At 38.6% G+C, this 23,056-nt stretch carries 26 protein-coding genes and 1 pseudogene; 23 read left to right on the top strand and 4 right to left on the bottom strand.

The annotated features are described in order from the left end of the window. Positions 1–47: 47 nt before the first annotated feature. From DWX65_RS02765 to DWX65_RS02755, 3 genes and pseudogenes are all read right to left on the bottom strand, one after another. Entirely contained in the window at positions 48–554 is a 507-nt protein-coding gene (locus DWX65_RS02765) for a flavin reductase (protein ID WP_117840842.1), read from the bottom strand. 111 nt (positions 555–665) lie between these two features. Next, positions 666–1,079: pseudogene (locus DWX65_RS02760) on the bottom strand (peptidoglycan-binding protein); the annotation flags it as partial. A gap of 27 nt (positions 1,080–1,106) precedes the next feature. Continuing rightward, complete coding sequence (locus tag DWX65_RS02755; RefSeq protein ID WP_242997786.1) at positions 1,107–2,615, bottom strand: recombinase family protein; 1,509 nt, start codon at positions 2,613–2,615, stop codon at positions 1,107–1,109. 100 nt (positions 2,616–2,715) lie between these two features. Here DWX65_RS02755 and DWX65_RS14930 point away from each other — a divergent pair, with 100 nt between their 5' ends. From DWX65_RS14930 to DWX65_RS02695, 15 genes are all read left to right on the top strand, one after another. Beyond that, positions 2,716–2,862 carry a hypothetical protein gene (locus DWX65_RS14930; protein ID WP_158561490.1) on the top strand — a complete coding sequence of 49 codons (147 nt, stop codon included), beginning with the start codon at positions 2,716–2,718 and terminating at the stop codon, positions 2,860–2,862. A 215-nt stretch (positions 2,863–3,077) separates the two neighbouring features. Further along, positions 3,078–3,449: a hypothetical protein gene (locus tag DWX65_RS02750; protein WP_118087305.1), complete on the top strand. Its 372-nt coding sequence runs from the start codon at positions 3,078–3,080 to the stop codon at positions 3,447–3,449. Positions 3,450–3,472: 23 nt separating this feature from the next. Further along, positions 3,473–3,667, top strand: a complete 195-nt coding sequence (locus DWX65_RS02745; protein ID WP_118087306.1) for a hypothetical protein — start codon at positions 3,473–3,475, stop codon at positions 3,665–3,667. Between the two features lie 413 nt (positions 3,668–4,080). Continuing rightward, entirely contained in the window at positions 4,081–4,329 is a 249-nt protein-coding gene (locus DWX65_RS02740; RefSeq protein ID WP_118087307.1) for a type II toxin-antitoxin system Phd/YefM family antitoxin, read from the top strand. Positions 4,330–4,333: 4 nt separating this feature from the next. Further along, positions 4,334–4,630: a Txe/YoeB family addiction module toxin gene (locus tag DWX65_RS02735; protein WP_118087308.1), complete on the top strand. Its 297-nt coding sequence runs from the start codon at positions 4,334–4,336 to the stop codon at positions 4,628–4,630. A 449-nt stretch (positions 4,631–5,079) separates the two neighbouring features. Then, complete coding sequence (locus DWX65_RS02730) at positions 5,080–5,328, top strand: hypothetical protein (protein WP_242997785.1); 249 nt, start codon at positions 5,080–5,082, stop codon at positions 5,326–5,328. A 157-nt stretch (positions 5,329–5,485) separates the two neighbouring features. Continuing rightward, a complete protein-coding gene (locus tag DWX65_RS02725; RefSeq protein ID WP_118172744.1) occupies positions 5,486–5,788 on the top strand; it encodes a hypothetical protein in 303 nt (100 codons plus the stop codon). Positions 5,789–5,838: 50 nt separating this feature from the next. Beyond that, complete coding sequence (locus DWX65_RS02720) at positions 5,839–6,060, top strand: hypothetical protein (RefSeq protein ID WP_118172743.1); 222 nt, start codon at positions 5,839–5,841, stop codon at positions 6,058–6,060. 97 nt (positions 6,061–6,157) lie between these two features. After that, the gene (locus DWX65_RS02715; protein ID WP_147339125.1) at positions 6,158–6,493 is read left to right on the top strand and encodes a hypothetical protein; all 336 of its coding nucleotides are present in this window, start codon (positions 6,158–6,160) and stop codon (positions 6,491–6,493) included. A 36-nt stretch (positions 6,494–6,529) separates the two neighbouring features. Continuing rightward, entirely contained in the window at positions 6,530–6,775 is a 246-nt protein-coding gene (locus tag DWX65_RS14810; RefSeq protein WP_147339123.1) for a hypothetical protein, read from the top strand. A 141-nt stretch (positions 6,776–6,916) separates the two neighbouring features. Further along, positions 6,917–7,132 (top strand): hypothetical protein, encoded by a 216-nt coding sequence (locus DWX65_RS02710; protein ID WP_118172742.1) that lies wholly within the window; start codon positions 6,917–6,919, stop codon positions 7,130–7,132. Positions 7,133–7,334: 202 nt separating this feature from the next. Further along, entirely contained in the window at positions 7,335–7,649 is a 315-nt protein-coding gene (locus DWX65_RS02705; protein WP_118172741.1) for a DUF1878 domain-containing protein, read from the top strand. An 82-nt stretch (positions 7,650–7,731) separates the two neighbouring features. Then, positions 7,732–8,304, top strand: a complete 573-nt coding sequence (locus DWX65_RS02700; protein WP_118172740.1) for a hypothetical protein — start codon at positions 7,732–7,734, stop codon at positions 8,302–8,304. Between the two features lie 81 nt (positions 8,305–8,385). Then, complete coding sequence (locus tag DWX65_RS14925) at positions 8,386–8,547, top strand: hypothetical protein (RefSeq protein WP_158564688.1); 162 nt, start codon at positions 8,386–8,388, stop codon at positions 8,545–8,547. A gap of 457 nt (positions 8,548–9,004) precedes the next feature. Further along, positions 9,005–10,531, top strand: coding sequence for a P-loop ATPase, Sll1717 family (locus DWX65_RS02695; RefSeq protein ID WP_118172739.1), 1,527 nt, complete (start codon positions 9,005–9,007; stop codon positions 10,529–10,531). Between the two features lie 189 nt (positions 10,532–10,720). On the opposite strand, the gene DWX65_RS02690 is transcribed toward DWX65_RS02695, so the two are convergent. Then, the gene (locus tag DWX65_RS02690; protein WP_118172738.1) at positions 10,721–11,686 is read right to left on the bottom strand and encodes a SpoIID/LytB domain-containing protein; all 966 of its coding nucleotides are present in this window, start codon (positions 11,684–11,686) and stop codon (positions 10,721–10,723) included. 89 nt (positions 11,687–11,775) lie between these two features. Between DWX65_RS02690 and truA the strand changes: the two genes are divergently transcribed. The 8 genes from truA (at position 11,776) to folE (ending at position 23,056) form a co-directional block, all read left to right on the top strand. Then, complete coding sequence (truA, locus tag DWX65_RS02685) at positions 11,776–12,516, top strand: tRNA pseudouridine(38-40) synthase TruA (RefSeq protein ID WP_118172737.1); 741 nt, start codon at positions 11,776–11,778, stop codon at positions 12,514–12,516. 19 nt (positions 12,517–12,535) lie between these two features. Then, the gene (recJ, locus tag DWX65_RS02680; protein ID WP_118172736.1) at positions 12,536–14,296 is read left to right on the top strand and encodes a single-stranded-DNA-specific exonuclease RecJ; all 1,761 of its coding nucleotides are present in this window, start codon (positions 12,536–12,538) and stop codon (positions 14,294–14,296) included. A gap of 122 nt (positions 14,297–14,418) precedes the next feature. Next, positions 14,419–15,357, top strand: a complete 939-nt coding sequence (locus tag DWX65_RS02675) for an alpha/beta fold hydrolase (RefSeq protein WP_118172735.1) — start codon at positions 14,419–14,421, stop codon at positions 15,355–15,357. 14 nt (positions 15,358–15,371) lie between these two features. Beyond that, positions 15,372–16,454: a DUF1002 domain-containing protein gene (locus DWX65_RS02670; protein ID WP_117698170.1), complete on the top strand. Its 1,083-nt coding sequence runs from the start codon at positions 15,372–15,374 to the stop codon at positions 16,452–16,454. 478 nt (positions 16,455–16,932) lie between these two features. Then, complete coding sequence (locus DWX65_RS02665) at positions 16,933–18,855, top strand: DNA gyrase/topoisomerase IV subunit B (protein ID WP_117840847.1); 1,923 nt, start codon at positions 16,933–16,935, stop codon at positions 18,853–18,855. Positions 18,856–18,950: 95 nt separating this feature from the next. Next, complete coding sequence (locus DWX65_RS02660; protein WP_118172734.1) at positions 18,951–21,188, top strand: DNA gyrase/topoisomerase IV subunit A; 2,238 nt, start codon at positions 18,951–18,953, stop codon at positions 21,186–21,188. Position 21,189: 1 nt separating this feature from the next. Further along, entirely contained in the window at positions 21,190–22,512 is a 1,323-nt protein-coding gene (locus tag DWX65_RS02655) for a bifunctional folylpolyglutamate synthase/dihydrofolate synthase (protein WP_118172733.1), read from the top strand. After that, positions 22,502–23,056, top strand: a complete 555-nt coding sequence (gene folE, locus DWX65_RS02650) for a GTP cyclohydrolase I FolE (RefSeq protein WP_022242494.1) — start codon at positions 22,502–22,504, stop codon at positions 23,054–23,056. The genes DWX65_RS02655 and folE overlap by 11 nt, the downstream gene beginning before the upstream one ends.

Below are 23,056 nucleotides of genomic sequence, written 5' to 3'. Positions count from 1 at the left end.
ACTGCTGGAAACGTGCAAAGCATGTTTCCCATGGTTACGCAAGTAGCTTAGCGGGCAAGTACTTCTAAGATTTCTCCTACATACATGGTGTGAAGGTTGCCATCGGCATACCAGCTGCTTTCGATAGAAGAATCAATAAACTGGTCCGGAGTCATCTTTGTAGCAGATAATTTACGGCAGATAAATACCAGATTTCCTTCGTCAATATAAGGTGTGTCCTTGCAGTAATCAAGATGCATTCTTGCATTTTCAATTTTATTTTCATCACGTCCGGAAACAGCTCCAAGATATTTTAAAGCTCCTTTATTGGACTCATCTAAAAAGGTCAGTGAAAATGTCTCTCCATTATCAATAAATTCTTTGGTATAGCGTGTATCTCTTACAAAGATGTAGACAACATTTTTGCCCCAGAGGACACCAACACCGCCCCAGCTTGCAGTCATTGTATTTGCTTTCTTCTCATCACCTGCTGTGATTAACATCCATTCTTTGCCGATTTTAGTAAACGGATTCATTTCCACGAGGTCAATTGGATATGGTTGAAATGTATGCATTATTTTTCCCTCCAGTAAATTCGTAATATGAATTTAGTATAGCATTGTATTTTCATAATTACTATGGGTTTGTGGTAAAAAGAATTCCCGAAAAGGTTTAAGTTATGAAATTTATTGATATAATTCTGCAATTCTTGAAACAGCCACATAAATTTCGGAAATACGGTACCAGGTACGGAAATCTACAATTCCGGTAACCGGAAGCCCAAAGATGGACTGGAATTTTTCTACGGCAGTTTTGGTTGCAGAACCATAAATGCCATCCACGGCAATAGTCGGAAGCGCAGGGTAGTTACGTGCAATCCGGTTCAGCTGCTCCTGCAGCATCCGCACCTTATCCCCGGTAGAACCAACCTCAAGGTTGCTGCCCGGCCAGGAAGCAGGCACACCACTGATTTCATCCGCCGTGTTGATATACATACTGCTGCCGTAATAATAGCGCAGAATCTCAATGGTGGAATATCCCTGGTCGGCTAAGTATTTCGAACCCCACTGAGTCAACCTTTTCCCATTTGCGTATGTAGTACGTCTAAAACCTTATTTTATGCGGGTTTAGAGGGTGTCGGAGCAGTAGAGATAGATGCTTAATTCTTTCTTTTCACTGTCATAGACAATTTTATCTACAATGGATTTTAGCGCATTGCTTTTGGTTACGGTAGAGACATCCTCACTGGAAAGTATCTCATATACATTCTTAAGCCGGTTGCGCATGAGTTCCCTTGTATCTGTCTCAGATGGAACAGGAGCAGGGGTTAATTCTTCCAGCCGGCTTTCTATTTCTGCCCGTTCTTTGAAAAGAATGGCTTTATTGTCCCGGTATTCTTCTATGGTATCAATGCCATCCCGGTAAGCCTGCCGGATACGTTCTTCTTTTTTCTCAATGTCATGCAGTCTTTCGGTGAGTATCGCATGGGCGGACTGGGCGGCTGGTTCTTCTGACTTGATGATTTTAAACTGGAGCGGTCGAACACCTTCCATAATTTCTTTCAGACCTCCCAACACGGCAGGTTCTAGTTTCCGGGCGGAAATCTGATGGGACACGCTGCATTTTCCTTTTAAATATCCATAGCATTGAAAATTCGTATATGTCCGTCCGTATCGTTTATCCTTATGAATGGAAGTGGAGAGGGAGCGTCCGCAGGTGTGACACTTTACCATGCCGGATAACCAGTGCCGGTGCAGTTCTGGTGGCTTGGCATATTTGGGTGTGTATTCTGCCTTGATACGCTGCTGTGCTTTTTCGTACTGTTCTGCACTGATAATCGGCTCATGGCTGCCATCTCTTATAATCCATTCGGATTCATCCTTTAATGCTTTATTATCGTTGGAATGACGGTTCCAGACAGATTTTCCAATATAAGTAGGGTTGCTTAAAATGTAGCCGATACTCCGCCGTTCAAATGGCTTCTTATGTGAGGTAAGATAGCCGAGGTTATTTAAGTGTTTTGCAATTGCAAACATACTGGCACCGTCTTCGGTATACATATCGAATATCGTATGTATGATAAGAGCTTCTTCTGGCACAATAACGGGAGTTTCTTTGGCATGCGGTACTTTATAGCCTAAAGGCGGTCGAGCCTGATTTCGCCCTCTTAAAGCGTTCTCAGTCATACCTCGCACAACCTCACCGGACAGACGGATAGAATAATATTCATCCATCCATTCTATGATTCGCTCAATCAGGGAACCAAAGGGACCATCCACCAGTGGCTCGGACACGGAAATGACTTCTACATGGTCTTTCCGGAGCATGGACTTATAGACAATGGATTCTTCCTGATTTCTGGCAAATCTCGAATACTTCCATACCAGAATTACATCAAAGGGATGTTCTTTTGATTTGGCATGGGCAATCATATTTTGGAACTGCGGACGTTTATCCGCTTTACGTCCGGATATGCCATCTTCTTCATAGATGTACTGATTGGAGATAATGATATTGTTCTTGGAAGCATAATCTAAGAGCAGCCGCCTTTGAGCGTCCGGGGAGAGTTCTTCCTGCTTACCGGTAGATACCCGGATGTAGAGGGCACCGGTACGCATGGAGGTGTTGTCGGTCATGTTATCACTCCTTTGTTAAGTGTATGAAAAAAGCACATAAATATGAAATCAGGAAATGAAGTACAAGTACTGTAGCATATGATATACTGGAGGTGGCGGTATGAAGGTAAATGTTTATATTCGATTTGGTGAGGATGAGAATTATCGGAATGTTAATACATTAACAGTAGATGAAAAGAAATGTGCCGGAAATAAATTAAATCAGCAGGCAGCGGATAGAATTGTTTTAGTACCAAAGACGATGTGAAGAAAATATATAATATAATTCAGAAAAAACAGAATGCAATATGCCGGGAGGCAGGCCGGAGAGTTCCGGCTTGCCTAACCCTTAAGTTTTAGATATAAATAACAAAACCAAGCAATCATGTGAATACCTCCTGTATATATTATATGCAGTATTGATATATGTATGAGGAAAAGGATGAGAACATTAGGTGAAAAATAGGGAAGGTACTAAGAAAAATGGGAAAGAGAAAAATAAAAAGCATGAAGAGAATGGTTGAAAGAAAGAATGGCAAAACAGCAGTAGAAATTATAGAATATTTTAAAAGTGGAGAGAGTCATCCAAATGAAATATTTCAGATATATGAAGAACTTTCAAAATTTTCGGAAAAGGAAATTGAAGAAGCAATAAAAGAAACAAGAATAGGGGATGCAATAGGAATGAGTTATATTACCGCAATTGAAATGAAGAAAAATGGAAGATGGGATACATATTTGGAAGAGTGGGAGAAGAATAAAGACAAAACAGGAAGAGAACGGTTGGAAAAGTATTTACATGAGCGCGGATTAGATTATATGTTAAACGTTAATCAGGTAAATAGAAGAGAATAATTAAAAACATCAAGGAAAGAGCAATGACAGATATTAAAGAATTACGAAAAAAGATTAGGGAATATGAAAGAAAGTATACGGTTACTGAAAATTCAAGTGAAGCAGACAAATTAATTGCAAAAATACGAAAGAAAAAACATGCAAAAGAAGAATTTTTTGAAACTCAAAATGAAGTAAGGGTTTTCTTAAAATCGAATGCATCTGAAGCAGATAAATAAAAAGTACTTGGATATATAGAATCTTTATCTATGATATGTGCAGCAATCAGAGAGGGAAGACTTGCTATGGATGATAAATAGGTTTTATATAAGTAATTAATTTGATATAGCCGACTTCTATGTATAAGACACTTGAGATAGTATTTTTAGAATATTTAAATATATTTACTTGACGTACGTAAAAACGTACGCTATAATAATTATGACATAAAAAATCTCGTCCATTCATAATAATATAGAATATAAAGAAAATGATATTACAGTGTAAAAGATACAAATTTAGGATACGGTACTAATCAAAATACAGATATAGATACACAGGAATGTTCGAGAAGTTTTACTAAGGAATTTACAAAAAATTTTAGATGAAAAATTAGTGTAAGGAAATACAGAAATAGAAAAGGAGATTTATTATGTCAGCAATTAATATAACAAACGCAAGAAAGGAACTCTACAATCTGGTAGAAGAAGTCAATCTCTATAGTGAACCGACTTTGATTGTAAGTAAGAAGGGGAATGCAGTTCTTGTTTCTGAAAATGATTGGAATGCAATTCAGGAAACGGTATACCTTAATTCAATACCTGGAATGGTTGAATCTATAAAAAAAGGAATGGAAACGCCGATAGAAGATTGTGTATCAGAAGAAGATGTAGAATGGTAATTTTATGTACAGAATTGTCTATACTAAGCAGGCTGTGAAAGATATTAAAAATTTAAAAAGTGTCAGGCTCGACCAAAAAGCAAAAAGATTGGTTGAAGTCATAAAAGACAATCCCTTTCAAAATCCGCCACCTTATGAAGCACTTGTTGGAAATTTGGAAGGCGTTTATTCAAGAAGAATCAATATACAGCATAGGCTGGTTTATCAGGTTTATACTGAGCCTGTGGAAGTAGATGGAGTTGCATATGAGGGAACGGTAAAAATAATCAGAATGTGGACGCATTATGATAAAGTTCGCTAAGAAGAAGCATCGACGGAAAGAAACATCTTTCTGAAGGTGCTTGTTCTATTTGGAATAAAGTTAAAATTTCCAGAGATAATTGAAGAATTCAAAAGATGATAGGAGAAAATAAATTGATACCAGATTTTTGAAACCGGAAAATATAATCATAGATCCAGAGATGGAAAAATTGGAACTGCAATAGAAAAATATGAAAAACATTTTGGGGAAGGATTAAATACAGAATCTTATATATGGTCGGTAAAAGAATGGTGTAAGAGTGTGGATATTTGTATTAAGGAAGAAAAGACATTGGATGAACTACTGGGAGAGGAACATGATCCGGAAGCAGATGAATGATAGGAGTAATTGTATCTTATAGAAATATGAGATATAATGCAGATGCAATAAAAATTATGGTTAAATAAGAGAAATGAGATTCCTCATAATATAAGCAGGGTAAAATAATTATGCGCACATATTATTATATATCAGATTTAAACAAAGTTGGAAAAGAGGAAGAGTTCATCCCTTATATTTATGATAAGATAAGAGGGTGGGTCGTAGACCAATCTAATATTCTTATGGATAGAATATTAGGATATGATGACACTGAACCGGAAGATTCTACATATAGGATTGGAAATTTAGATAGGCTTGATAGAATAACAGAGATAACCGAAGAAGAAGCATTGAGGAAAATAGAAGAAATGAAGTAGATACCACTAGCCTTTAGGTCAGTGGTATTTTTATATCAATTTTAATTTTCAAAGAAGTACAAGTGCTCCAACATATGATATACTGGAGGTGATAGTATGAAAGTAAATGTTTATATTATATGCAGTATTGATATATGTATGAGGAAAAGGAAAAAGGATGAGAACATTTCAGATAGACAGTGAACCTAAGCGTTTGTATTTCACTAATTATAATAGAATAGAGGAAGAAATTCTGTTTCAAAATATTTTTGCAAAATTAGAAAGTTGTAAAGAAATTGAAATAGGCAGAAAACAAATAGGTCCGTCGGAAGACTTATACAAATGCAAATGGTCAGATTTTTCATTCTGCTTGGTGTATGACATTGATTATGGAACATATATTCAGGCGGATAATGAAAAAGTAATTCAAAGGTTGAAAAAAATTTTTGAAGATGGAAGACTTGATATGGATGATAAATAGGAGTTTTATATAGGTAATTAATTTGATATAGATTTAAAAGGATGAGAATGATGTTGAAATTTTTATTGGAAAAGGTTGTTGGAACAAAATATTACTATTCATATTTTCCAGAAGGAAATAGAACTGCGGCTGGTCTGGTTGTAATAGATTATGATAACAATTTAAGGGAAGTTATAAAAGAATCGGAAGAGGATTTTGAAAATATATATGCAATTCATGCATTGCATGGCATAAAAAGGGGACAAACAGATGGAACGGTGGCTTGGTGCTAGAATTTTAGTAGCCGACTTTTGTATATAAGACACTTTACACTGAGCCTGTAGAAGTGGATGGAATTGCGTATGAGGGGATAGTAAAAATAATTAGAATGTGGACTTAGTAAGAGAAAGTTCGCCAAGAAAAAGCATTGATGGAAAGAAACTTCTTTCTGAAGGTTCTTGTTCTATTCAAAAGATGATAGGAGAAAATGAAATGATACCAGATTTTTTGAGAAGAGAAAACAAAACTATGAAGGTAGATCCAGATGTTGAAAAAATGGGAATTGCAGTAGAAAGGTATGAAAAACATTTTGGGGAAGGAGTAAATACAGAGTCTTATACTTGGCCGATAAAAGAATGGAGCAGGATTGTAGATATTTGTATTAAGGAAGAAAAGACATTGGATGAACTACTGGGGGAGGAGCATGATCCGGAAGCAGATGAATGATAGAAAAAGGAAAGAAATTGAATTTATAAATGGGATATGGTACATTTAAGGTGTAAGGGCAATAGTTCAAGAGGAGAACGCTGCGGCGGAACGACGTTTCCGAACAACCGTAGAAATCCCGGTGCAACTCCGGGTGACTTACATAAGGTAGAAGATAGTTTAGGCTGGCAGAACAGGTTGATTGACAAGGCATCGGTTCAATTCCGGTTGACTACCAGGAGGATATATCATAACGGTATATCCTTTTTATGTTTGAAAAATAATAAGGATGAGATTTTTTAATATAAAAAATGGAGGTGACTGAATGAAGCTGAGTAAAGCGGTCAGAAGGCTGCCAAAGTATAAATCTAGAGAAGAAAAGATAGAAGAGTAATGGTGTTAATACAACTATGAAAATCCCAGAGCAGATAGAGAGGATTGGAAATGTCAAATAATACAAGATATTTAGTTCTTACTGATTATGATAATAGAGGAACAGTTATTAAGCAGGAAGGAAGAAAATTTTATGAATATAAGGATGGTGAATGGGTAAGACGTGGGCTTGGAATTGGATATTTTTTACCAGATGCGCCAGAGTTTGAATGCTATGAGGAGATAACCGAAGAAGAAGCATTGAAGAAAATAGAAGAAATGAAGTAGATACCACTAGCTTTTAGGTCGGTGGTATTTTTATATATGCTAAATTCCTTATATTACACAGAGAAAATGTTTCTTTTGATGAAAGAGGTGGAGAATGAATAATTTTGAATTTGTCGATAACACTCGACTTTTGCACAGCGAAAATTGAATATTGTCGGTTATGGTGATATAATTTTTGCATTAATCTTGAAAGGGGAAAATAATGTCTAACATTGAAAAATTATTTAAAGAGTATAATGTAACAAAAGACGAGCAACGCAAAATTATGGATATAATGGATAAATACAAAGAACGAATTTCAGATGGAGTTTCAGTATCTAGTGCTGAATTTGAAAATGACATTATATCTGTTTTTGGTGGGTATGTTTCAGCAACGGGACATACTCCAGCAATAGAGTACCATTTTTGTGAATTTGTTGCTAAGGATTTCATGGAGGATAGAAGGTGGGAAGAAGTATTTGTAGTACTATATGGTGGCTTTGCAAAATACGGAGGAAAAATTGAAAATAGATCATAAGAACATTTACTAATTATTAGGATTTTAATAATAAAAAAAGTATTGTTTTGAAACATATTATTAAGTTGAAAGGACAATGGAAATGAAAATAGTAATAATATTGATGATGTCTTTAGCACTTTTTTGCGTAATAAGAGCAATAACTATTTTGCTTTACATGTTGATTGAAAAAAAGTATAAGGTAAAAGATGATGGAGAAAAGTTTGAATTAATTTTATCCATTTGTTTTTATTGGATTTACATCTTTTGCTTTTTAGTGGCAGCGAAAAATGTTTCAACAATTTATAAGTTGAGTAATCTGGAATGGTATATTATATATACATATATAGGAATGATATCAGTGGTGTGGTGTTATTTTAGTTGGAGACTTAAGTGGAATGCAAGACCTCAATTTGCAAAAAATGAAAAAGAAATGATACTAAAAAAAATCATAGTTTTTTTAGGTGTTATGATACTGTCCTTTGCCTATGGTTATATTCAATTAAATCAGAAATTTAGTAGTGATAATACTGCGGAAGATGCTAATATCTTATTAATGGCAATAGTAAATATAACGATAATTCCTGAAATTATTGCACTTGATAGGGTTCTTAATCAAATAAAGCTCTATATTAATTCGAAGGAAAAAAATAGTGCAAAACCTTGTAATAAATAATTTAAATTTATGGGAAGTTCTTAGAAAAAGGCAAAGTAGCTTGGGATAGGAACAATTGTAAACTTTACATTTCCTGAGTTAATGGAATCAACTATAGTTGAGGAATATGAAGTGCATGGAACTAATGGTGATGCAAAAGTAATGATAGTGAATCTACAAGAAGTTATTCAAAATCAAGAGTATCAATTTGACTTTATTGTGAAGAAAGAAAAAAGAGAATTAGTAGCTAAACTAATAGACTAAAACATAAAAATAAGTTCTAATTAACTGAGAATCAAGAGTCGAATATGCAGAGAAATCTGTGTATCCGGCTCTTGTTTTATTGTGACAGAGGTGGAAAAGTGAATATTAATAGCAAGATGAAAAAACTCCAGATGGCAATATTACAGAGTGTTTTGGTAATCAACATTAATTGCTGCTAGTTTTATGCAGCAGAGCTAACCTAGGATGTCATTATGATTATGAGTAATAGTATTTAGAAGACATAGAAAAAACAGTTAATATATGTGACAGTAATATATAAATTTATTTTTGGGGAGATACATTATTGTGGCAAAAATGTGCCAGTTTATGAGAAAAGTATGGTGCTTAGATTATTTAGAAGTGGTCAATTCAGTAGTAAAAGTTATAAATAATATGAGTATTATTTGTAATTTATTTGTGTTATAATTACAAGAAAAATAAGATATAGGAGTATGTTATGGAGAATTTAATAACATTAGATGACATTTTTATAGGTAAGGCGGATGGTCTTGCAGAAGCTAAAAGAAGTGATTTTACAACCTTATTTTATAACGGAAATAAGAACTATAATTTATTAAAGGAAGATAAATCTAAATTTATAATATCAGGAAGAAAAGGAACAGGAAAAACTATTCTCGCAAAGTACTATGAAAAAGAAATGGTAAAAGAGGGCAGTTTAGTTAAGTTTGTTAATGGTAATGATCTTCTATTTAGGCATGTGAAGGAATTGGGAACAGAGAACATTAGTGATAAATGTATTGCTTCTTTTATAAAGTATACGATATTGTTTGAAATGTCTACATTGATAATTGATAACAAAAAGGAAGTTATCAAAAAAAGCAATTTATTGCAAAGAATTAGAACTAAAAAAAGAATTAGAAAATTAGCAGAACTTATATCAGAAAGAAGGTATGAGGGAAATTTTTCACTAGAGTCATTTTCAAAAGAGATGAAAGAAAAAAGTGAGGCAAATATATCTGCTAGAAATAAGAAATCTATGGTGGGAGCTGAAAGAGAACAAACTAGAAAAGAAAATTATTCCAAAAATTCGTATTTTGCGGTTGTTGATAATATGGAAAATATTGTTATGGAATTAATGAAAGATGTATCATTGGCACTTATATTTGATGATATAGATGAGTATACAGAAAAAATATCTGAAGACAAGAAATTTCAATTGTTTCTTATAAAAATTATTGAAATAATATATGAAGTTAATGAAGATTTATGTAATTATACAAGTGGTGATAGTAAGATTATCTTATTAATTAGATCTGACATTATAGATTCATTGCAAACAAATTCCAGTAACATAAATAAAATTATTATAGACTCGCAAATATTATTAAATTGGATTGGAAAAATGGATGGAGGAAAACCAGAAAATAATCCATTATTTGATTTGATTTTAACTAAAATCAAGAATAGTAATGAAAAATTAAGGGAGAAAACAACAAGTGAGATATTTGAAATGTTTTTTCCAAAGAAAATTGATGGAATAAGTACTGTTAGCTATATATTTAGACGTAGTCATGGAAGACCGCGAGATGTTGTTAATTTGCTTAATATTATAAAGAAAGAGAATGGGGGAGCTACATTTTTCAAGGAGCAATTTTTTAAATCAGCAGAGAAGGAGTATTCTAGGTGTTTTAAGGATGATTTGAAAAATGAAGTATCTTTATACTATGATAGTAATATTATTAATTCAAGTTTTAGGTTAATAACTTTGATAGGAAATATAACTTTTTCATTAAGTGAAGCTCAACAAGTAATTAATGATTGCAAAGATGATGTAACGCCACTTACTGATGCAAAGGAATTTATTAATATAATGTATGATGTTGGGGCAATAGGAAATTATAGGATAGTACATGGAAAAAGAAGGTATACATTTAAATATAGAGAAGATGGAGCAGATATTCCGGACTATAGATATTTGTTTACGGTTCATCAGGGATTAAGAAAGAGTTTGTTGAGAAAATAATAAAAAGAGTTGGATAATCCAACTCTTTTTATTTGGCATCTTACAGCCAGTATTTAAGAACACAGAGGTTCTCTAAATCTATATATACAAATTAAAGTAATAATCAAATATATTAAATTATATTAGCACTATAGAAAAAATGTGTCAATATATAACAAAAATAAATTTATTTTTTGTTATATATTAGTATCATTTTTTGTAATAAAAAATTAGTTTATAACATAAAAATTTGCAAAGCTCGCATTCGATTTTTCCATCCCTACGCACCCACAAAAAGGGCATCCAGTTCGGGCAACTTACCCGCTGCCCGTCACAGTACTGGGTCAGAATCGGCTGGCGGACGTTCGGGCGGGAAAGGTAGCTGTTAAACATCTCATCAACGATATTGGAAATGTTGGAAAAAATGTTTCTGCCGTAGACAAATTTGTGGTCAAAGGCGGTGGAAGAAGTAATGGTAAAATCATAGCCTTTGTTCCGGTACCACTCCGTATACACCCGGTTCAGGGTAAAGGACATAATCGCTAAAATATTTGCACGGAGAGCTGCATCCGGCCAGGTAGCATAGATTTCGCTGGAGGCAACATTTTTGATGTAATCCCGGTAGCGGACATAGTAGTCGTTGGCGGAAGAATCGCTTGGCGGTCCGTCATGGACAATGACATATTCCGGGATGACAACACGGCTTAAGACAATTTCGCCGCTTTCATTCATCGGCTTGATTTCATCCTCTGGGATTTTCGGCGGAAAATTCCCATAGAGAGTGTTGGCAGTAATAACAATATTTTGTTCCGGGGGATTTTCCACGGTGGCAGTTTCCATCCGGACATTTTGGATGGAAGTTTTATCCGGCAGAACGGAGATTCCGGAAATGTTGATGGGACGGTAGCCGGACGCATTTACCTGAATGGTATATTCCGAGTAAGGCTGGAATTCAGAAGGTTCCATGCTATATTCTAAGGGGGGAGCCGGCAGTTCAACTGCTGCAGTCTGACCGGAAATGTCAGTTGATAGTTCTTCAATGATTTCAGTAGGATTTCCCGTATAGGAAAGACGGATGGAGGCATCTTTAATAGGGAAAAAGCCACGCTCTGTGGTGACATGAATCCGCAGTTGCCCCATGTCCGTGGTTTTTTGCATATAAGAAAGGTTTGACATATGGAAACCTCATGATATTTATTCCATAAAGTATATGCCGGAAAGCGGGAAAACGTGTTATACTGTTGCAGAATGAATGGAGAAATAACATGACAAATTATAAAATGATATTGCAATACGATGGCAGCAGATACAGCGGATGGCAGGTGCAGGGAAATACAGAGCAGACCATTCAGGGAAAGCTGCAGTCGGTATTGGAGAAAATGACAGGGGAAGAAATAGAGATACATGGCTCCGGAAGAACGGATGCGGGCGTGCATGCCATGGGACAGGTGGCAAATTTTAAACTTCAGAGCGCATATGAACCGGAAGAGATAAAGCGGTACTGTAACCAGTATCTGCCGGAGGATATTGGGGTATTAGAGGTATCCGAAGTACCGCTTCGGTTTCACAGCAGATTAAACGCAGTAAAAAAGACTTATTGCTACCGCATTTTCTTAGGGGAGAAGCCGGATGTATTCCGGAGAAAATATGTAACACCGGTGGCAGAAAACCTGAATATTAACAAAATGAAGGCAGCGGCGGAAGTGCTGCTTGGAACCCACGATTTTACTTCTTTTTGCGGCAACCGTCATTTCAAAAAATCGGCAGTACGGACGATTTATGAGATTCGGATAGAAGAGAAAAAGGATGAACTTGACATTTTTTTTACCGGAAATGGATTTTTACAGAACATGGTGCGAATCCTTACCGGAACACTGTTAGAAGTTGGAACGGGAAAGCGGGAAGTTCGTGAGATGAAAGAAATATTAGAGGGCAAAAACCGCAGTCTGGCAGGACCAATGGCAGCAGCAAAGGGACTGGTGCTCATAAATGTGGAATATGAATAGATAAGGCAGAGAAAGCTTCATGGAGAAATGGATTGAAATCAGAAAAGGCGGCAATTTCATGGAAATGGCAAAGAAATATGGAATTGACCCACTGATTGCCCGGATTATAAGAAACCGGGATATAATAGACGAAAAAGAAATTACAGAATATTTGTATGGTGGAAAAGAGGCATTACATAATCCACATTTATTAAAGGATGCGGATAAAGCTGCAGAAATTATTGCAGAGGGCATTGCAGGGAAAAAGGCCATGCGTATCATTGGTGATTATGATATTGATGGTGTCAATGCAACCTATATTTTGTTAGAGGGAATCCGCCGGTGCGGCGGCAATGTGGATGCTGCAATCCCGGACCGGATGAAAGATGGTTATGGAATCAATGAGCATTTAATCGAGCAGGCATTGTCCGATGGAAAAGAACTTTTGATTACCTGTGACAATGGAATTGCTGCAATCAACGAGATTAATTTTGCAAAGGAAAAAGGAATGACCGTTGTGGTAACAGACCACCATGAGATTCCTTATCGTAATACAGAACAGGGAAAGGAATTTCTACGGAGCAATGCGGATGCCATTGTAAATCCCAAGCAGGCGGATTGTCCGTATCCCTGCAAAGGAATCTGCGGAGCAGTAGTGGCGTGGAAGCTGGTGCAGGTGCTTTATGAGAGAATGGATATTCCGGTGGTAGAAGCAGATATTTTTATTGAAAATGCAGGCTTTGCAACGGTGGGGGATGTCATGGACTTAACCGGAGAGAACCGTATTTTGGTGAAGCTTGGGTTAAAAGCGTTAGAGCATACGAAGAATCCCGGAATGAAAGCGTTGATTGCAAAAAACAAGCTTTCTGACAAGCCGTTGAGTGCATATCATATCGGCTTTGTATTGGGACCATGTATCAATGCCAGCGGCAGACTGGATACGGCAAAACGTTCCCTGGAGCTGCTGCTTGAGCGGGATGAAGTAAAGGCTTCTGCACTGGCAGGCGAATTGGTGGAGCTTAACGAAAGCCGGAAATATATGACACAGCAGGAGACACAGAAGGCATTGGAACAGATTGAAAAGGAAGGCCGGGAAAAAGATAAAGTATTAGTGGTTTACCTGCCGGAATGCCATGAGAGTCTTGCAGGAATCATTGCCGGAAGAATCCGGGAAGCCTATCAGAGACCGGTATTTGTACTGACCAGAGGAGAAGAAGGAGTCAAAGGCTCCGGTCGTTCCATCGAAGCCTATTCCATGTTTGATAAAATGACGGAAGTGGCGGAGCTGTTTACAAAATACGGCGGACATCCTATGGCAGCAGGACTTTCCATGCGGGAAGAAGATATTGATAAATTGCGGGAACAGCTTAATCAGAAGGCAGAACTTTCTGAAGAAGATATGGCAGAGGTGGTAAGGCTGGATGCGGTGCTTCCGATGTCCTATTTTACGGTAGATACCATCCGGCAGTTAAGTGTGCTGGAGCCTTGCGGAAAGTCCAATACCAGACCGGTATTTGCAGACCGTAATATTAAGGTTACAAGAGCCGGTATAGTGGGCGTAAACCGGAATGTGTTAAAGCTTCATTTGCTGGATTCAAAGGGGAATCCGGTGGCAGGAGTCTATTTTGGAGAAGTGGAAAAATTTCTTACATTTCTCAGTGAAAAGTTTGGCAGTGAAGAAGTGGATGCAGCTATGCATGGAAAAGAAAACAGCATACAGTTTGCAGCCGTTTATGAGCCGGCAGTGGACACTTACAGTGGAAGAGAAAGTGTACAGGCAATAATACGGCGTTTTAGGTAAAACTTTAGGGATTTAAGAAAAATTTAATAGAGTATTATGGTTTTTGCAGGACGCATCGGTTGTAAAAAGTGCAGAATCATTGTAAAATATAAGGGATTTATAACATACAGGGGGTATATTATATGACGAAAGAGGAAGTATTTTCTTTCCCTTCCGCAGATGGACGAACCACAGTTCATGCAGTACGATGGACTCCGGAAGATGGAAAGTATCGTGCAGTTTTACAGATAACACATGGTATGGTGGAATATATTGAGCGCTACCGGGCTTTTGCAGAATTTTTAAATGACAATGGTTTTCTGGTGGTAGGTCATGATCATATCGGACACGGCGAATCCGTTGTATCTAAGGATGAATGGGGATTTTTTGCAGAGCATCCCAGCGATACGGTGGTTGCTGATATGCATACACTCAGGGAGATAACACGGAAAGAGCATCCGGGTGTGCCTTATTTTATGTTAGGACACAGCATGGGTTCTTATATGCTTCGGAAATATCTGGCGATACATGGAGAGGGGCTTACCGGTGCTATAATTATGGGAACCGGCTGTATTCCGGACAATACCACAAAGCTTGCCATGTTTATTGCAAAGCTGCAGGCAGCTTTTCTGGGCTGGCACCACAGAAGTAAATTATTGCAGAAATTATCTTATGATAAATACTATCATCAGTTTGACCTGACAGGAAAAGATGCTTCCAATAGCTGGCTGACCAAGGATGAAGAAATAGTAAAAACCTATTATGCAGACCCGAAATGCACGTTTGTATTTACGGTAAATGCTTATATGGGACTGTTTGAGGCAGTTCTTTTTGACAACCAGCAGGAAAATATTGAAGCAGTTCCAAAGAGTCTTCCGTTATTCTTTGTATCGGGAGCAATGGATCCGGTGGGCGGCTGCGGCAGCGGCGTAAAGAAGGTATATAATAAATTTGATGCAGCCGGCAAAGAGGATATTACCTGGAAATTATATGACAACGACCGTCACGAAATCTTAAATGAGACAGACCGTGATGTTGTATATCATGATATTCTGGCATGGATGAATGTTCACCTTGCCTGAAAAAGGAGGAAAAAATGAAAAAACATATCAAAAAAATAATGGGAATGGGATTGGCATGTATGCTGTTTCTTGGAGTGCCATTTCAGGCATCCGCAGCAGAAGTGACAGGAACACTGTCTACAGAGACATCATCGGAAAATGGTACTGCAGCAGGCGGAGAGAACAACGGTTCCGATGCAGCAGCCAATACAGATAATGGAGCAGCAGCCGGCACTCCGGAAAGTGGAGCAGCTGCAGATAATCCGGCAGCGGCAGAAGATAAGGCAGATGACAATGTCGTGATCAAAGAAAGCGATAAACCATATCTGGCACTGGGTGCTGATCTGTCTGAGGAGCAGAAGAATACAGTATTAAGTCTGATGGGCATTGATCCTGCACAGCTTGATAATTATGATGTAGTTACAGTAAACAATTCCGAAGAACACCAGTATCTGGATGCATATATTCCATCTTCACAGATTGGAAGTAAATCCTGGTCTTCTGTAGTAATCGTAAAGAAAGATAAAGGAAATGGAATCAATATTTCCACCAAGAATATTTCATACTGTACAGTTGGTATGTATAAGAATGCACTGGTAACAGCCGGAATTGAAGATGCGGACATAATTGTTGCAGGACCACAGAATATTTCCGGAACAGCAGCTCTGGTAGGTGTGTTTAAGGCATACCAGGAGATTACCGGAAAAGAACTTCCACAGGAAAATGTAGATACTGCATTAAATGAGCTGGTTTTAACCGGACAGTTAGAGAGCAGCACTGGTGCAGATGCAGAATCCGTAGAAGGACTGGTTGCATACTTAAAACAGCAGATGGCAGAAAACAATCTTACGGATGATGCAAGTATCCGTGATGCCATTGATGAAGCAGCAGATAAATTTGATGTTGCACTGACAGAAGAGCAGAAAGAGCAGTTATTAGACCTGTTAAAGAAGATTGGCAATCTGGATCTTGATGTAGACAGCCTTGTAAATCAGGCGAAATCCATTTATGACAAGATTGAAAACCTTGGTGCAGACGGCATCTTTGATAAGATAGGCAGCTTTTTCTCCAACCTGTTTTCCTCTATTGCAGATTTCTTTAAGAATCTGTTCAATTAAATAAGACAGGACAATTTTATAAAAGAGATTTCAGACAACTACCGGTTCGCCCGGTAGTTGTTTTTTTGAAAGATCAGGTGCCAAATGGAGAAATCAAATTTTGGATATGGCAAAATTGTACAAAAACATATCTATTTGTGACTTTGGAAGCAAATTAGAAGTTCTTAATGTACCTGCCATGATACAGCAACATTCTGACATGGATGTCAGAATGAGTCCTAAAGAGCCCGGATGGCTCGTTTAGGACGGTTGCGTGATATTTCTATATTTAATCAGGTACATTTAGAACATCTTATTTGCATACAGTGGAACAAATAGATATGCTTTTGACCAATTTGCCAAATAAAATATATGAGAAGCCCATTTCCTTCCTGATCAAACAAAATAGAAAACACATGTTTGCCAAAAAAATCTCCATGTGTTATACTAGCCGCAGGGCTTCTTTTGAAGCAGTTTTTAGAAAGAAAGGAATGGAACAATGGCGAAACAGGAAACATATGATGCAAGCAGTATTTCCGTACTGGAAGGACTGGAAGCTGTCCGGAAGAGACCGGGAATGTATATTGGAAGCGTCTCAAGAAAAGGATTGAACCATTTAATATATGAAATCGTGGATAACTCGGTAGATGAGCATCTTGCTGGTGTATGTGATACCATCCGTGTTACATTAGAGGCAGATGGCTCCTGTACCGTAGAAGATAACGGACGGGGAATTCCGGTGGGAATGCATAAGAAGGGCGTATCGGCAGCCCGTGTGGTATTTTCTACTCTGCATGCCGGCGGAAAGTTTGATAATGCAGCATATAAGACCAGCGGTGGTCTTCATGGAGTAGGTTCCTCCGTTGTAAATGCACTTTCTACTTATATGGATGTAGAAATAAGCAGAGATGGTTATGTGCATCATGACCGCTATGAGCGTGGCGTGCCAACGGTAGAGCTGGTAAACGGACTGCTGCCGACAATTGGAAAGACGAAAAAGACCGGAACAAAGATTAATTTCCTGCCGGATCCGGAAATCTTTGAAAAGACAAGATTTAAAGAGGATGAAGTAAAGAGCCGTCTCCATGAGACTGCATATTTAAATCCTGCTTTAACTATTATTTATGAAGATAGACGTGGGGAAGAAGTAGAACATATTGAATATCATGAGCCGGATGGAATCATTGGATTTGTAAAAGAGATGAATCAGAATAATGAATGTCTCCATGATGTCATTTATTATAAAGGAGAATCTGAGGGCATTTCTGTTGAAGTGGCATTCCAGTATACAACAGAATTCCATGAGAATGTGCTGGGCTTCTGTAATAATATTTACAATGCAGAGGGCGGAACCCATCTGACCGGTTTTAAGACAACCTTTACCCAGGTGATTAATTCCTATGCAAGAGAGCTTGGCATCTTAAAAGAAAAGGATGCAAACTTTACCGGAACAGACGTAAGAAATGGAATGACTGCCGTTATTTCTGTGAAACATCCGGACCCAAGATTTGAGGGGCAGACGAAAACCAAGCTTGATAACCAGGATGCGGCAAGAGCCACCGGAAAAGTAACCAATGATGAAATTCAGATGTACTTTGACCGTAACCTGGATACTTTAAAGGCAATTATCGGATGTGCAGAAAAAGCAGCAAAAATCCGTAAGACAGAAGAGAAAGCGAAAACCAATCTTTTAACCAAGCAGAAATTCTCCTTTGATTCCAATGGAAAACTGGCCAACTGCGAAAGCCGTGATGCCTCCAAATGTGAAATCTTTATCGTGGAGGGAGATTCTGCGGGTGGTTCTGCTAAGACTGCAAGAAACCGAATGTTCCAGGCGATTCTTCCGATTCGTGGAAAGATATTAAATGTAGAGAAAGCAAGTATTGATAAAGTATTGGCTAATGCAGAGATAAAAACCATGATTTATGCATTTGGCTGCGGATTTTCCGAAGGATATGGAAATGACTTTGATATCAGCAAGCTTCGTTATGATAAGATAATTATCATGGCAGATGCGGATGTGGATGGAGCACATATTTCAACGCTGCTTCTGACTTTGTTTTACCGGTTTATGCCGGAACTGATTTACGAAGGTCATGTCTATATTGCGATGCCGCCTTTGTATAAAGCGATGCCAACTAAGGGAGAAGAGGAATATCTTTATGATGATGCCGCCCTTGCCCGCTACCGTAAGACACACAAAGGCTCCTTTACACTGCAGCGTTACAAAGGTCTTGGAGAAATGGACGCACAGCAGCTTTGGGAGACAACCTTAAATCCGGAAACAAGGATGTTAAAACAGGTAGAAATCGAAGATGCCAGAATGGCATCGGATGTAACAGAGATGCTGATGGGAACGGATGTACCACCGCGTCGTAAATTCATCTATGATAATGCAAAGGACGCAGAACTTGACATATAAATTTCTATGAATCCGTAAGGAATTGCTGACAGCATATTTTTATGGATGTATGGGAAATGATAGAAGCAGAAAATCAGGAAGGAATTGGATAGATTATGGAAACGAAAGAGCAGATTATCCGCACCGAGTATTCGGAAGTAATGCAGAAATCTTATATCGATTATGCCATGAGTGTTATTATCGCAAGAGCACTGCCGGATGTCAGAGATGGCTTGAAGCCGGTACAGCGAAGAACACTCTATGATATGCACGAACTTGGCATCCGTTATGATAAACCTTACCGTAAATGTGCCCGTATCGTGGGAGATACCATGGGTAAATATCATCCGCACGGTGACAGCTCCATTTATGATGCACTGGTGGTAATGGCCCAGGAATTTAAGAAAGGCCTGCCACTGGTAGATGGCCATGGTAACTTTGGTTCCATCGAGGGAGATGGAGCGGCGGCGATGCGATATACCGAGGCTCGCCTGCAGAAGATTACCCAGGAAGCATACCTTGCGGATCTGGATAAAGATGTAGTAGATTTTGAGCCAAACTTTGACGAAACAGAAAAAGAGCCGGAAGTACTTCCAGTAAAGGTGCCGAACCTTTTGGTAAACGGAGCAGAGGGTATTGCCGTTGGTATGGCAACCAGCATTCCACCACATAATTTTGGCGAAGTCATTGATGGTGTCAAAGCATATATGAAGAATCCGGATATTACAACGGAAGAAATGATGAAATACATCAAGGGACCGGATTTCCCGACCGGTGGAATTGTGACCAACCAGGATGAACTGCTTTCCATTTATGAGACTGGAATCGGTAAGATTAAGGTTCGTGGAAAAGTAGAGATTGAAGCAGTAAAAGGCGGAAAAGAGCGCCTGATTATTACGGAAATTCCATACACCATGATTGGAGCCAATATTGGAAAATTCTTAAATGATGTCTACAGTCTGGTGGAGACTAAGAAGACGAATGATATTGTAGATATTTCCAACCAGTCATCCAAAGAGGGAATCCGCATTGTTATCGAACTTCGAAAAGGAGCAGATGCACAGAATCTTTGCAATCTCCTTTATAAGAAGACAAAATTAGAAGATACTTTTGGTGTCAATATGTTGGCAGTAGCAGACGGAAGACCGGAGACTCTGGGACTGGTTCCGATTATCCGTCACCATGTAAAGTTCCAGTATGAGCTTGCTACCAGAAAATATAAGACATTACTGGCAAAGGAACTGGATAAGAAAGAGATTCAGGAAGGTTTAATCCGTGCCTGCGATGTCATTGATTTAATTATTGAAATCTTAAGAGGAAGCCGTAATATCAAGGATGCGAAAAACTGCCTGATGAATGGTGTGACAGAGAATATTAAATTCAAAACGAAAGAATCCGAAAAGAAAGCTTCGAAGTTAAACTTTACAGAACGTCAGGCAACAGCAATTTTAGAGATGCGCCTCTATAAGCTGATTGGTCTGGAAGTGGAAGCATTGATGGATGAGCATAATACCACATTAAAGAATATCGCAGAATACGAAGATATTCTTACCAACCGCAGTACAATGGCGAAGGTAATTATGAAGGAATTGGATGGTCTTAAGAAAAACTATTCCAGAGAACGCCGTACCCATATCGACAATGTGGAAGCTGCTGTTTATGAAGAAAAGAAGATGGAAGAGATGGAAGTGGTCTTCTTGATGGATCGTTTTGGCTATGCGAAAACCATTGATGTAGCGGCTTATGAGCGTAATAAAGAAGCAGCAGACAGCGAGAACCGTTATGTACTTCATTGTATGAATACCGGAAAAATCTGCATCTTTACCAATACCGGACAGATGCATCTGCTGAAGGTAGTCGATTTGCCGTTTGGAAAATTCCGTGACAAGGGACAGCCGATTGATAATGTAAGTAATTATGACAGCTCTAAAGAGCAGTTGATTTATATCACGGATCTGGCAGCACTGTGTACGCAGAAGCTTTTATTTGGAACGAAGACAGCCATGTTAAAACAGGTGGATGGAAAAGAATTTGACGTAGCAAAACGTACCACAGCAGCCACGAAGCTTACAGATGATGATGCAGTTATATTCGTAGCACCGGTAGAAGAAAATATGACTATTGTTATGCAGTCGGCAAAGGACATGTTCCTTAGGATCGCAGCAGATACGATTCCTGAGAAGAAGAAGGGGGCAATCGGAGTCTGCGGAATGAAGCTTGCAGCAGGGGATGAACTGACCAACATCTATGCACTGGGTGAGGAAGAACCGCCAGTGGTCATGGTAAAAGATAAAGAAATTGCATTGAACCGGCTTCATATTGGAAACCGTGCAACCAAAGGAGTAAAGAAATAAATTGACATATCAGCAGGCACTTGCATTTGTAGAAGAAACAAAAAAATATGGCAGTATACTAGGACTGGACAGTATCCGGGCACTGATGAAAGAATTGGGCAATGTGCAGGAAGACTTATCTATTATTCACATTGCAGGAACTAACGGAAAAGGTTCCGTTGGAGCAATGCTTCAGGCAGTATTGGAAGAAGCCGGCTTAAAGGTAGGCAGATATAGTTCCCCGGCAGTCTTTTCCTATCGGGAAATCTGGCAGATAAACGGAAAAGCAGTTTCCGAAGAAGCATACGCTGCCTTGATGGAAAAAGTAAAGACAGCCTGTCTTACACTGACAGAAAAAGGACTTCCGCATCCGACCTCCTTTGAGGTGGAGACTGCAGCAGCGTTTTTATATTTTAAAGAAGAAGCCTGTGATGTGGTGTTATTGGAAACCGGCATGGGGGGAAGAGAGGATGCAACCAATCTGATTACCCATCCCATTTGCAGTGTCATTACTTCTATCAGCATGGATCATATGCAGTTCCTGGGAAATACGTTATCAGAGATTGCATCTGCAAAGGCTGGAATCATAAAAGAGAACTGCCCGGTGGTATCTGCCTGGCAGGAAGATGCTGTGAAAGAGGTTCTTGTCAAGGAGGCAGAGCGGCTTAAAGCACAGCTGTACCAGCCGAGGAAGGATGCCATAAGAAATCTTTTGTATGATATGAATGGAATGCAGTTTGATTATGTAAGAGAAGACAATTCACAGTGGAAGATAAAGCTTCCGCTGACCGGAGCCTATCAGGCAGCCAATGCAGCCTGTGCGCTTAAAGTAATAGAAGTATTGAAAGAGAAAACATTTCCGCAGCTTACCTTATCTGTGATACAAAATGGCTTTCAGAAGGTCTGCTGGAATGGACGTTTTGAACGTGTTTTAGAGGAACCATTATGCATTCTGGATGGTGCCCATAATGAGGGCGCAGCACTGCAACTTGCAAAAACGCTGGAAAACTGTTTTACAAATCGTAAGATAACCTATATAATAGGGGTGCTTGCTGATAAGGCACATGAGAAGATTTTAAAGATAATGCGTCCTTATTCGGAAACTGTATATGCGGTAACGCCGCATAATGGCAGGGCACTTCCGGCAGAGAAGCTGGCGGAGGAAGCGAAGGCAGCAGGCTATCAAACAGTAATAACAGAACCTTTGATTGAAGATGCGGTAAGACATGCAATTGCTGAGAGCTCGGGAGAAGATGTGGTGCTGATATTTGGCTCCCTGTCATATCTTGCAGAGGCAAAGCAGGCTGTCATACAGTATCGGGAAGGACAGAAGAATGATAGATAAAGAGAAAGTGGAAGCAGGTGTACGACTGATATTAGAAGGCATTGGCGAAGATGTGAACCGGGAGGGATTACTTGAGACTCCGGATCGTATTGCACGGATGTATGAAGAAATCTTTGGCGGAATGGACATGGATGCCGCAGAGCCTTTAAAGAAAAGATTTCATGCCAGCAATAATGAGATGGTAGTAGAAAAGGATATTACTTTTTATTCTACCTGTGAGCATCATATGCTTCCATTTTATGGGAAAGCCCACGTTGCTTATATTCCAAATGGAGAAGTAGTCGGCATCAGCAAGCTGGCAAGAACCGTGGAAATCTATGCAAGACGGCTTCAGATTCAGGAGCAGCTTACGGCACAGGTGGCAGATGCACTGATGGAGCAGTTAAAGCCGAAGGGTGTCATGGTCATGATGGAAGCAGAGCATATGTGTATGACGATGCGTGGTATTAAGAAGCCGGGCAGCAGGACGGTTACTTATGTGACCCGTGGTATCTTTAATGAGGATGAGCGTCTGGTAAATAAATTTTTCCAGATGGTACGTTAG

Source organism: Roseburia sp. AF20-18LB (assembly GCF_003461185.1).
In the GTDB taxonomy this organism is placed as follows: domain Bacteria; phylum Bacillota; class Clostridia; order Lachnospirales; family Lachnospiraceae; genus Roseburia_C; species Roseburia_C amylophila.
Note: the sequence above shows the minus strand (reverse complement) of the source record. Positions and strands in the feature narration are given on the sequence as shown.